The sequence below is a fragment of the Leisingera sp. UBA4491 genome (genome assembly GCF_002388965.1).
In the GTDB taxonomy this organism is placed as follows: Bacteria; Pseudomonadota; Alphaproteobacteria; order Rhodobacterales; family Rhodobacteraceae; genus Leisingera; species Leisingera aquaemixtae.
Map to the genome: position 1 here is coordinate 86655 of NZ_DGNN01000017.1, position 11854 is coordinate 98508.

Genomic DNA, 11854 nt, shown 5'->3' on the forward strand with positions numbered 1-11854 from the left:
GGGAGACCAGAAGGGAGGCCAGATGACATTCCAGCAACCCCGGGTGGACACGTCCCCCCCTGTATCCGACGAGGTGCGGAAAACCACCTGCTACATGTGCGCCTGCCGCTGCGGCATCAACGTGCATATGAAGGACGGTAAGGTCGCCTATATCGAGGGCAACCGCGACCACCCGGTGAACAAGGGTGTTCTGTGCGCCAAGGGTTCGGCTGGGATCATGCAGGTGAACGCCCCGTCGCGGCTGCGCGCCCCGCTCAAGCGGGTGGGGCCGCGCGGATCGGGCGAGTTCCGGGAGATTTCCTGGGACGAGGCGATCAGCACCGCCGTTGGCTGGCTGAACGAGCTGCACGAAACCGCGCCGCAGAAACTGGCCTTCTTCACAGGACGCGACCAGAGCCAAAGCTTCACCAGCTTCTGGGCCCAGAACTTCGGCACGCCGAATTACGCCGCGCACGGCGGCTTCTGCTCGGTCAACATGGCGACCGCCGGCATCTACACCATGGGCGGCGCGTTCTGGGAATTCGGCCAGCCCGACTGGGAGCACACCAAGCTGTTCATGCTGTTCGGGGTGGCCGAGGACCACGACTCCAATCCGATCAAGATGGGCATCGGCAAGATCAAGAAGCGCGGCGCGCGGGTGATCGGCGTCAATCCGATCCGCTCCGGCTATAACGCGGTGGCGGATGATTGGGTCGGCATCACACCCGGCACCGACGGGCTGTTCATCCTGTCGCTGGTCCACGTGCTGATGAAGGCGGGGAAGATCGACCTCGATTATCTCAGCCGCTACACCAACGCGCCGGTGCTGATCAACGCCGCCGAAGGCCCGGACAACGGCCTGTTCCTGCGCGATGATGACGGCAAAATGCTGGTGATCGACCGCAATACCGGCAACCTCACCCCCTTTGACCAGCCCGGCGTGCGCCCGGACCTGACCGCGGTTTACGAACGGGACGGCGTCACCCACCGCCCGGTCTTCCACCTGATGGCGGAGCGCTACCTGTCGCCAGACTACGCGCCGGAGGCGATTGCGGACAAATGCGGCATCCCGGCCAAGCGCATCCGCGCCATCGCCGGAGAGCTGGCCCGCGTCGCCTTTGACGAGGCGTTTGAGCTGGATGTGGAATGGACCGACTTCCGCGGCGAAACCCACAGCAAGATGACCGGCCGCCCGGTGTCGATGCACGCGATGCGCGGGGTGTCGGCGCACGCCAACGGCTTCCAGACTTGCCGCGCGCTGCACGTGCTGCAGATCCTGCTGGGCACCGTGGAGGTGCCCGGCGGCTTCCGCTTCAAGCCGCCCTACCCCAAACCCGTCGAGGCGCACCCTACCCCGCACGGCGACCGCCGTCCCGGCCGTCCGCTGGATGGACCGCACCTCGGCTTCCCGCGCGGCCCCGACGATCTGCTGCTTGACGAAAACGGCAATCCCCAGCGCATCGACAAGGCGTTCACCTGGGAAAACCCGATGTCGGCGCACGGGCTGATGCACATGGTGATCTCCAACGCCCATGCGGGCGATCCGTACAAGATCGACACGCTGTTCATGTACATGGCCAACATGTCGTGGAACTCCTCGATGAACACCAAGGGCGTGATGGAGATGCTGAGCGCCCGCAACGACGACGGCGGCTATATGATCCCGCACATCATCTACTCCGATGCCTATTCATCGGAGATGGTGGCCTATGCGGATCTGATCCTGCCCGACACCACCTATCTGGAACGGCACGATTGCATTTCGCTGCTGGACCGTCCGATCTGCGAGGCGGATGCGGCGGCGGATGCGATCCGCTGGCCGGTGATTGAGCCCGACCGCGATGTGCGCGGCTTCCAGTCGGTGCTGATCGAGCTGGCCAACCGGATGAGCCTGCCGGGATTCACCAACGCCGATGGCAGCCCCAAGTGGAAGGATTACGCCGACTACATCGTCAACCACGAGCGCAAGCCCGGCATCGGCCCGCTGGCAGGCTTCCGCGGCAAGGATGGCGACAAGGAAGGCCGCGGTGAGGTGAACCCGGATCAGCTGAACCGCTATATCGAAAACGGCGGCTTCTATGTCGCTCACATCCCGCAAGGCGCAGATTACTACAAACCCTGGAATGCGGCCTATCAGAACTGGGCAGTAGGCATGGGGCTTTATGACAGCCCGCAACCCTATCTGTTCCAGCTCTACGTGGAGCCGATGCGCAAGTTCCAGCTGGCCGCCGAAGGCCACTGCGAACGGCAGCCGCCGGATCACTTGCGCCAGCGGCTGAAGACGGTGATGGACCCGCTGCCCATCTGGTACGAGACGGATCAGCAGGGCAACGAGGGCTTCACCATAAATGCGCTGACCCAGCGGCCGATGGCGATGTACCACTCCTGGGGCACCCAGAACGCCTGGCTGCGCCAGCTGCACGGCCGCAACCCGCTTTATGTCCCGACGAGGCTGATGCGCGAGCACGGGCTGCAAGACGGCGACTGGGCCAAGGTTTCGTCGCCGCACGGGTCGATCACCGTGCCGGTGATGGAAATGGCGGCGCTGAACGAAAACACTGTCTGGACCTGGAATGCCATCGGCAAGCGCAAGGGCGCCTGGGCGCTGGAACAGGACGCGCCCGAGGCCACCAAGGGTTTTCTTTTGAACCATCTGATCCACGAGTTGCTGCCGCCCAAGGGTGACGGCCTGCGGTGGGCGAACTCCGATCCGATCACCGGCCAGGCGGCCTGGTTCGACCTCAAGGTCAAAATCGAAAAGGCCGCCGCCCCGGACGGTCTGCAGGAAAGCCAGCCAGCCTTCCCGGCGCAGAAGTCGCCAGTTGGCACCGGCCCCAAGGAACTGAAATGGAAGGTCGGCAAATGACGGTGCAAAATTTTTGCGAAAAATTTTGCCAAGACTTTTCTGAAAAGTCTTGGTCCGCAACCCCGCAACGGAGGTGCCCGGAATGACTGAGCTTCCCGCCAAGACAGACCGCAAGATGGGCCTGGTCATCGACCTGGACACCTGCGTCGGCTGCCATGCCTGCGTGATCTCCTGCAAAGGCTGGAACACGGAAAACTACGGCGCTCCGCTGTCGGATCAAGAGCCCTACGGCGGCGATCCGTCGGGGACTTTTCTGAACCGTGTTCATTCCTATGAAGTCCAGCCCGAGCACGGCCACGCGCAGCTGATCCACTTCCCCAAATCCTGTCTGCACTGCGAGGACGCGCCTTGCGTCACCGTCTGCCCGACCGGTGCCAGCTACAAGCGCGTGGAGGACGGCATCGTTCTGGTGAACGAGGACCACTGCATCGGCTGCGGCCTGTGCGCCTGGTCCTGCCCCTATGGCGCGCGCGAGCTGGACCTGGCCGAGGGCGTGATGAAGAAATGCACCCTCTGCGTGGACCGGATCTATAATGAGAACCTGCCGGAGATAGACCGCACCCCGTCCTGCGTGCGGACCTGTCCCGCAGGCGCGCGCCATTTCGGCGATCTGGGCGATCCGGACAGCGATGTCTCCAAACTGGTGGCGGAGCGCGGCGGCATGGACCTGATGCCGGAAATGGGCACCAAGCCGGTGAACAAATACCTGCCGCCCCGGCCCAAGGACCGGATTGAGGAACAGATCGACATCCTCGCCCCGCTGCTGGCACCGGTCGCCGAAGAGCCGCAAGGCTTCCTCGCATGGCTGGACAAGGCACTCGACAAACTTCCGGGCCAGTCTTCAGGGGGAGCGAACTGATGCATCCGGCGCCATCCGTCATCCTGTTCACCACATTCTCCGGCCTGGGCTTTGGACTGCTGGTCTTCCTGGGCCTCGGCCTGCCCGCGGTGACCGGCACCGTGGCCTTTGTATTCTACGCCATCGCCTATGCGCTCGCGGTTAGCGGGCTGCTGGCCTCGACCTTCCACCTCGGCCGCCCGGAGCGGGCCTGGCGGGCCCTCACGCAATGGAAAACCAGCTGGCTGTCGCGCGAGGGTATTTGCGCGGTCGTTGCGCTGATCGTCATGGGCCTCTACGCGTTTGGCGCGGTCTTCCTGAACAGCCACTGGACGCTGCTGGGCTGGACCGGCGCGGGCCTGAGCCTCGCAACCGTTTTCACCACCTCAATGATCTACACCCAGCTCAAGGCGATCCCGCGCTGGAACATGGAACTGACGCCCGCAGTGTTCCTGTCCTTCAGCCTGGCTGGCGGTGCGCTGCTGGCCGGGGCCGAAGATTTGGCACCCTGGCTGCTGGCCATCGCAGGCGCGCTGCAGCTGGCCTATTGGGCCAAAGGGGACCGGGCGCTGGAAACCTCCGGCACCAACCTGGGCACTGCGAGCGGACTGGGGGACCGCGGGTCCGTGCGGGCCTTTGAGCCGCCGCACACTGGCACCAACTACCTGTTGCGGGAGTTTGTGCATGTGGTGGGCCGCAAGCACGCGCAAAAGCTGCGGATCATTGCCTTTGTCCTCGGTTTTGCGCTGCCTCTGCTGCTGATCCTGACACCGGTGCAGGGCTTTGCGGTCAAGCATCTGTTTGCAGCCCTCGCGGTGCTGTCACATCTCGCAGGCGTCGCGGTCTCGCGCTGGCTGTTCTTTGCCCAGGCCGAACATGTGGTCGGCCTATACTACGGCAAGCGCTGACACACGCCGGGGCGCCTGAACGGGGCGCCCCGGATTTTTTTTCAGCATTTTCCTTACGGCATGTCACAAACCGCGCGGCTGCCTCGTCCTGTTCCTGAAGCCATCTGAAAGGAACAGAAAATGACCCAACGCCTTGACCACTTCACCGCCGCGCCTGACCTGTTTCAGCCGATGCTGGAGCAGGAAAAGCTGTTCAAGGACAGCACCCTTGAGCACAGCCTGGTGGAGCTGGTGAAACTGCGCGCCTCGCAAATCAACGGCTGCGCCTTCTGCATCCACATGCACAGCCGCGACCTGCGTGCCCATGGCGAAAGCGAGGACCGGATGCAGCTGCTGAACGCCTGGCACGAGTCCTCGCTGTATTCGGACCGCGAGCGGGCCGCCCTGGCCTGGACCGAGGCGCTGACCCGGGTTGAGGCTAGCGGCGCACCGGATGCAATTTACGAGAACGTTGCGCAGCTGTTTTCCCCGCGCGAGCAGGTGCTGCTGACACTGCTGATCAGCGCCATCAACGCCTGGAACCGGATTGCAATCGGTTTCCGCACCCCGCATCCTGCCGCGCAGGAGGCCAATGCCGCGTGACAGCTCAGCAAGAAAATGACGGAACCGATGCGTTCCTGACCGCGCGGCCGCGATTGTTTGCGGCCGCGTACCGGATGCTGGGCACCGTCAGCGACGCCGAAGACATCCTGCAGGACGCCTATCTGCGCTGGCAGGCGGCACCGCAGGCACAGGTGCAAGACGCGACCGGGTATCTGATGCGGATCACCACAAGGCTGTGCCTGGACCAGCTGAAATCGGCCCGCGCCAGGCGGGAAACCTATCCCGGCGAATGGCTGCCAGAGCCCTTGCTGACCGACGACCCGGCTGAGCATCTGGACCATGACGTCTCCGTTGCGCTGCTGCTGGCGCTGGAGACCCTGTCGCCGCTGGAGCGCGCAGCCTTTCTGCTGCACGACATCTTCGACAGCTCGTATGACGATGTTTCCGCCGCGCTGAACCGGTCTTCCGCAGCCTGCCGCCAGCTGGCCGCACGCGCCCGGCGCAAGGTGCAGCGGCTGCGCCCGCAGGCGCCGGCAAATCCCGATCAGGGGCGGGATCTGGCCGAGGCGTTTTTCCGCGCGTCCAGAACGGGCGACACCGCGGCTCTGACGCAGATGCTGGCGCAGGATGTGCAGCTGATCTCCGATGGCGGCGGCAAGGCAATGGCCACGCTGAACCCGATTTACGGGCTGGAGCGCGTGCTGCGGCTGTGCGAGGGGCTGGCCCGCAAGGCTGGGCGCGGTCTGCCGGAGCACTGGCGGCTGTGCCAGCTGAACGGCCTGCCCGCCATTTTGAGCCGTGAACCGGACGGCATCCTTCAGGCCATCGCGCTGGAAGTCTGGAACGGGCGGATTGCCCGTATCTATGTGACCCGCAACCCGGACAAGATGCGGCATCTGGCGGAGCCGCTGATGCAGTCAGAAGGGGCCGGCCCCTCTTGCCCCTGACGGGGCAATTCACCCGGGGATATTTTCAGCCAGGTGAACAGGGGGCCTGGAATGAAAACGGGCGGCGCTCCGTGAAGGGGCCGCCCGGCATTGCCTGACTGGATCCGGGGTCAGAGCAGGCCCGCGTAAGCCATGGCAGCATCAATGGCCGCCTTGGTGCTGTCTTCCAGCGTGGTCAGCGGCGAGCGCACTTCTTCGCTGCACATGCCCAGCTTGCTGAGACCGTATTTTGCGCCTGCCAGGCCCGGCTCGATGAAGATCGCTTCATGCAGCGGCATCAGCTTGTCCTGATACTCCAGCGCCTTGGCAAAATCGCCCGCCAGGGTTGCCGCCTGGAACTCGGCGCAGAGCTTCGGCGCCACGTTGGCGGTCACCGAGATGCAGCCGACGCCGCCGTGGGCGTTGAACCCCAGCGCGGTGGCATCTTCGCCGGACAGCTGGATGAAGTCCGCACCGCAGGACGCGCGCTGCTGGCTGACGCGGGCCAGATCGCCGGTGGCGTCCTTCACACCCACGATGCGCGGCAGCTTGGCCAGCTCACCCATGGTTGCAGGCGTCATGTCGACAACCGAGCGGCCGGGGATGTTGTAGATGATGATCGGGATGCCGGCGCAATCATGCGCTGCCGTGAAATGCTGCACCATGCCGCGCTGAGTCGGCTTGTTGTAATAGGGCGTCACAACCAGGGCGGCATCGGCGCCGACCTTCTCGGCAAACTCCACGAAGCGAATCATCTCGACGGTGTTGTTGGAGCCTGCACCGGCAATCACCGGCACCCGGCCGGCCGCGGCCTTGACCACCTCGGCAATGACGGTTTCATGCTCTTCGTGGGTCAGCGTCGGGCTTTCGCCGGTCGTGCCGACCGGCACCAGGGCGCTGGAGCCTTCGGCAATCTGCCATTCCACCAAGCGTTTGAGCGCATCCAGATCCAGCTCGCCGTTCGAAAACGGGGTGACGAGTGCTGGCATAGAGCCTTTGAACATGGGCACGCTCCCTTTTGCTGCAGGTGCAGGCGGCAATCCGCCGCCGTCAAGATACGGAATGCCAGTGATTTGAGTTGATACCGGCACGCCAATGAGTAACGTTCAAGCCTCTATCCCCGGACTGCTGGAAAATGCAAGAGATGACACGCATCCTGGCCCTTATTCTGCTGATATCCGCGGCCCTGCCTGGGGCACCGGCGCAGGCGCGCGATCTGGGCACCGCGCTGGAGCTCATGCGGGCGCAAAAATGGGATCAGGCCGCGCGTGAGGCCGGGGCGCAGCAAAGCGCTGCCCGCGACATTATCGAATGGCACCGGCTGCGGGCCGGGCTGGGGTCGGCGGGCGATGTGATGGCGTTCCTGCAGCGGCGCCCGGACTGGCCGGGACTGGACTATCTGCGGCGCGAAAACGAGGATGTGATTGCCGCAACCGGCCGCGAGACCATCCTCGTGTTTTATGCAAACGAGCGGCCCCAAACCGCCGAAGGCGCGCTGAGCCTGGGCAAGGCGCTGATTGACCGCGGACAGCAGGGCGATGGCGAGGCGGAGATCGTGCTGGCCTGGCGCACCATGGCAATGGGCAGCGCTATCCAGGATCTTTACCTGCGCGATTTCGCCAAGCTGCTGAAGCCGCATCACACTGCCAGACTGGACCGGCTGTTGTGGGAGGATCACCTGGTCAGCGCCAAACGGATGCTGCCGCTGGTGCCCGAGGACGAGCGCAAGCTGGCTGAGGCGCGCATTGCCTTGCAGGAGCGCGCGCCCGGTGTGGACGCAAAGATTGAGGCAGTTCCGGACCGGCTGAAGGGAGCCGCAGGCCTCGCCTATGACCGTTTTGCCTGGCGTGACCGCAAGCGGCTGCAGGACGGCGCCATCGCCATGATGATGGACCGCAGCACCAGCGCCGAAAACCTGGGCGAACCCGGAAAATGGCTGCGCCGCCGCCGTGATCTGGCCCGGCAACTGATGCGCGACGGCGATCATGAGCGCGCCTATCAGCTGGCCGCCTATCACTTTTCCACCCCCGCGGACGGCTATGGATACTCCGATTGCGAATGGCTGGCGGGTTACATCGCCCTGCAGAAGCTGCGCGACCCGGAACTGGCCGCCGTGCACTTCCAGCGTTTCCTGGACTCGGTGGCAACCCCGATCTCGATCGGCCGCGGCGGTTATTGGCTGGGCCGCGCCTATGCGGCGATGGGCGAAGCCGACAAGGCGCATGAGGCCTATGCCAAGGGGGCGGAATATCAGACGTCGTTCTATGGGCTGCTGGCGGCGGAAAAACTGGGCCGCCCCTTTGACCCTGCCTTGGTGAAACCCGCGGAACTGCCGGACTGGCGGACGGCGGATTTCATGCAGTCCTCCGTTGCGGAGGCCGGCCTGATGCTGCTGAAAGCGGGCGATCTGGCACTGGCCGAGCGTTTCCTCACCCATCTGGTCGAAGGCCTGCCGCCGGTGCAGGCGCGCCAGTTGGGGCAGATGGCGGTGGAGCTGAACCAGCCGCATCTGGCGGTCATGATCTCCAAACGCGCCGCCCGCGGCGGGGTGGAGCTGGAGGGCGCCTATTATCCGCTGCATCCGGTTGCCAAGCGGCAACTGCCGATGGCTGAGGAAATGACCCTGGCCATTGCCCGGCGCGAAAGCGAATTCGACCCGGCTGTGATCAGCCATGCCGGCGCGCGCGGGCTGATGCAGGTGATGCCGACCACCGCCAAACTGGTGGCGACCGAGCTGGGCATCCTGGCGGGCCATAACACCTCCCGCCTGACGGCGGAGTGGGATTACAACGCCAAGCTGGGAGCCAATTACCTGGCCGGGCTGGCGGGCAAGTTCCGCGGCAACGTGGTGATGATGGCAGCGGGCTATAATGCCGGGCCGCATCGCCCCACGACCTGGATGGAGCGCTATGGCGACCCGCGCGGCGGCAGCCCGGACATCGTCGACTGGATCGAGCACATCCCCTTCAACGAGACCCGAAACTACGTGATGCGGGTCACCGAAAGCTTGCCGGTCTACCGTGCCCGGCTGGGCAAGGCCCCGCTGCCGGTCCCGTTCTCGCAGGAGCTGAGCGGCTCAACCCTTCATGCGTTCGCGCCATAGGGTGAACAGCCCCGCCGCGATGATGACCCCCGCACCGATGGCAACATTGGTGCGGATCACCTCGCCAAACACCGCCACGCCCAGCATCGCCGCCCAGATCAGGTGGAAATAGGCAAAGGGCTGCACGGCGCTGGCCTCGGCCATCTCGTAGCACTTGATCAGCAGCCAGTGGCCCGTGACGCCGGAAACGCACAATAGCGCCATCCAGAACCAGTCACCCTGGCTCATCGGCTCCCAGAACCAGATGCCGATGGCGGTCATGAAGACCATGCCGGCAACCCCGGTCCAGAAGAAGCTGGTTGCGGTGCTGTCCCGGCGCGCGGCATAGCGCGTGACCAGGCCGTAGACCGCAAACATCAGCGCTGAGATGAAGGGGATCACCGCCGCCGGATTGAACACGCCCATGCCTGGCTGCAGGATGATCAGCACGCCAACGAGGCCGACACCGATCGCCGCCCAGCGCCTCCAGCCCACGCTTTCGCCCAGCACCGGGCCGCTCAGCGCCGCCACCAGCAGCGGGTAGCAGATGAACACCGCCTGGCTTTCGATGAGGCCCAGCACGGTAAAACCGTAAACCGCCACGCAGATTTCCCCGACCAGCAGCACACCGCGGAAGATCTGCAGCCATAGCTGATCGGTCCGGGCCGCTGCCCTGATCCCGCCCGGCGTCCGTGCCGCCAGAAACACCACAAAGGCGGCAAAGAACCAGTAGCGGACCATGACGACCATATAGGTGTTGTAAGTGCCCGCCAGATGGCGCGAGATACCGTCCTGCAGCGCAAAGACGACGGTGGCGCCGATCATCAGCAGGATGCCGAGCGGCACGTTGTTTTGCTGCACCCGCGGCGGGGGCAGGCTCTTGGCCTGTGGAACCGTGCTCATGGCAGTACCGCCCTTGTCATATGCCGCTTGCGCCCGTAGCCGGGAATGCGGGTCACTTCAAATCCTGCCGCCTCCAGCCCGCGGCGCACGAAGCCCGCCGCGGTGTAGGTCGCAGCCGTCCCGCACGTCGCGGTATGCGCGGCAACTTCCGCCATCAGGGCCTCCCCCCACAGCTCGGGGTTCTTGGCCGGAGAGAACCCGTCCAGAAACCAGGCATCCGCCTGCCCTGTCCACTCCGGCAGCGACATCCGCGCGTCGCCGGCAATGACCTCCAGTTGCAGGCTGCCCAGATCGCACCGGCCCGTGCCGCTCCATTCCGCCAGAAACCGCTCCGCCCAGGGGGCAATGGCCGGAAAGGCCTCCAGCGCCTTGGCCATGTCAGCGGGCACCATCGGAAAGGCCTCGAAACTGGTGAAGCGCAGCGGCCCCTCCTGCCCCGCCGCTTCCCAGGCGCGCCAGGCCGCCAGCATATTGAGACCGGTGCCAAAGCCCAGCTCGGCAACCCGGAATCCCGGTGCAAACCGCGCGGGCAGATCATTGCCCGCCAGGAACACATGCTCCGTCTCCGCCAGCCCGTCCTGGATCGAGAAATAGGGATCATCGAACTGATCCGACACCGGAACGGTGCCATCGCGCCAGCTGAGGCGGGCCTGCTGGTCTGCCATGCTATAATCCCCTAAGTGAGTGTCTGGAACGGCGCGACACTGGCGAAAGGAATATCAAATGGCAATGGCAGATGTGACGGTGCGCGGGGCGGGCATCTTCGGCCTGTCTACCGCCTGGGTCTGCGCCCGGCGCGGTGCGCGTGTGCAGGTGGTGGACCCCTTCGGCGCCGGGGCAGGCTCCAGCGGCGGCCTCGTTGGTGCCCTTGCCCCGCATGTGCCGGAGAACTGGAACCCCAAGAAGCAGTTCCAGCTGGAAAGCCTGCTGATGGCAGAAACCTTTTGGGCTGAGGTCGAGGCCACCGGCGGTGTGTCCCCCGGTTACGGCCGCACCGGGCGCCTGCAGCCGATCATCGACGAACGCACGCTGGACCTTGCCCGCCAGCGCGAAATCTCCGCACGCACGCTGTGGAAGGACGAGGCCGAATGGCGCGTCTGCAAGGCGGACAGCCTTGGCCCCTGGGTGCCGCCCAGCGCCACCGGATATGTCATCCACGACACCCTCAGCGCCCGCATGCACCCCCGCCGCGCCTGCGCCGCGCTGGTCTCTGCCCTTGCGGTGATGGGAGTGGAGATCCAGGCCGAGGCTCCGGACCAAGGCAAGGTGGTCCACGCCAAGGGCTACGCAGGCCTTCTGGAGCTAAACGAGGCCTTCGGCAAGACCATCGGCGGCGGCGTCAAAGGCCAGGCCGCGCTGCTGAGGTTCCACGAAGGCGAGGTGCCGCAGCTTTATGCCGGCGGCCTGCACATCATCCCGCATGCGGACGGCACCCTGGCGATCGGGTCCACCTCAGAGCGCGATTTCGAGGACGGCACGGCGACAGATGCCCAGCTTGATGACGTGATCGAGCGCGCCCGCTCTGCGGTGCCGGTGCTGCACGGTGCGGAGGTCATTGAACGCTGGGCCGGCGTGCGCCCCCGCGCCAAGTCGCGCGCCCCGATGCTGGGCGCCTGGCCCGGCCGCGCCGGCCACTATATCGCCAACGGCGGCTTCAAGATCGGCTTCGGCATGGCCCCCAAGGCGGCCCATGTGATGGCGGATCTGCTTCTCGAAGGCAGGGACAGCATCCCCGCGGGCTTCCGGGTCGAAGACAACCTCTGACACCACCACCCTGCGCCGCGCAGCGGCGCCAGGCCCAAGCCCCTA

Annotated in this window: 10 protein-coding genes; 7 read left to right on the plus strand and 3 right to left on the minus strand. The window is 65.3% G+C overall.

Annotated features, from left to right (window positions below):
- Positions 1–22: 22 nt before the first annotated feature.
- From B2P87_RS09630 to B2P87_RS09650, 5 genes are all read left to right on the plus strand, one after another.
- Positions 23–2845, plus strand: a complete 2823-nt coding sequence (locus B2P87_RS09630) for a molybdopterin oxidoreductase family protein (RefSeq protein ID WP_141891266.1) — start codon at positions 23–25, stop codon at positions 2843–2845.
- Between the two features lie 82 nt (positions 2846–2927).
- Positions 2928–3704 (plus strand): 4Fe-4S dicluster domain-containing protein, encoded by a 777-nt coding sequence (locus B2P87_RS09635; RefSeq protein WP_141891267.1) that lies wholly within the window; start codon positions 2928–2930, stop codon positions 3702–3704.
- Complete coding sequence (locus B2P87_RS09640) at positions 3704–4591, plus strand: dimethyl sulfoxide reductase anchor subunit family protein (RefSeq protein ID WP_141891268.1); 888 nt, start codon at positions 3704–3706, stop codon at positions 4589–4591. Before B2P87_RS09635 ends, B2P87_RS09640 begins: the two co-directional genes overlap by 1 nt.
- Positions 4592–4711: 120 nt before the next feature.
- The gene (locus B2P87_RS09645) at positions 4712–5173 is read left to right on the plus strand and encodes a carboxymuconolactone decarboxylase family protein (protein WP_141891269.1); all 462 of its coding nucleotides are present in this window, start codon (positions 4712–4714) and stop codon (positions 5171–5173) included.
- Positions 5170–6081 (plus strand): sigma-70 family RNA polymerase sigma factor, encoded by a 912-nt coding sequence (locus tag B2P87_RS09650; RefSeq protein WP_141891270.1) that lies wholly within the window; start codon positions 5170–5172, stop codon positions 6079–6081. The genes B2P87_RS09645 and B2P87_RS09650 overlap by 4 nt, the downstream gene beginning before the upstream one ends.
- A gap of 110 nt (positions 6082–6191) precedes the next feature.
- On the opposite strand, the gene dapA is transcribed toward B2P87_RS09650, so the two are convergent.
- Positions 6192–7064 (minus strand): 4-hydroxy-tetrahydrodipicolinate synthase, encoded by an 873-nt coding sequence (gene dapA / locus B2P87_RS09655; protein WP_141891271.1) that lies wholly within the window; start codon positions 7062–7064, stop codon positions 6192–6194.
- A gap of 140 nt (positions 7065–7204) precedes the next feature.
- On the opposite strand from dapA, the gene B2P87_RS09660 reads away from it, so the two are divergent.
- A complete protein-coding gene (locus B2P87_RS09660) occupies positions 7205–9163 on the plus strand; it encodes a lytic transglycosylase domain-containing protein (protein WP_141891272.1) in 1959 nt (652 codons plus the stop codon).
- Here the strand turns inward: B2P87_RS09660 and B2P87_RS09665 are convergent.
- Both B2P87_RS09665 and mnmD read right to left on the minus strand, forming a co-directional pair.
- The gene (locus B2P87_RS09665) at positions 9137–10045 is read right to left on the minus strand and encodes a DMT family transporter (protein WP_141891273.1); all 909 of its coding nucleotides are present in this window, start codon (positions 10043–10045) and stop codon (positions 9137–9139) included. The two genes, B2P87_RS09660 and B2P87_RS09665, sit on opposite strands and share 27 nt — an antisense overlap.
- Positions 10042–10710: a tRNA (5-methylaminomethyl-2-thiouridine)(34)-methyltransferase MnmD gene (mnmD, locus tag B2P87_RS09670; RefSeq protein ID WP_141891274.1), complete on the minus strand. Its 669-nt coding sequence runs from the start codon at positions 10708–10710 to the stop codon at positions 10042–10044. The genes B2P87_RS09665 and mnmD overlap by 4 nt, the downstream gene beginning before the upstream one ends.
- A gap of 58 nt (positions 10711–10768) precedes the next feature.
- Between mnmD and B2P87_RS09675 the strand changes: the two genes are divergently transcribed.
- The gene (locus B2P87_RS09675; protein WP_141891275.1) at positions 10769–11809 is read left to right on the plus strand and encodes an NAD(P)/FAD-dependent oxidoreductase; all 1041 of its coding nucleotides are present in this window, start codon (positions 10769–10771) and stop codon (positions 11807–11809) included.
- The last annotated feature ends 45 nt before the right edge of the window (positions 11810–11854 follow it).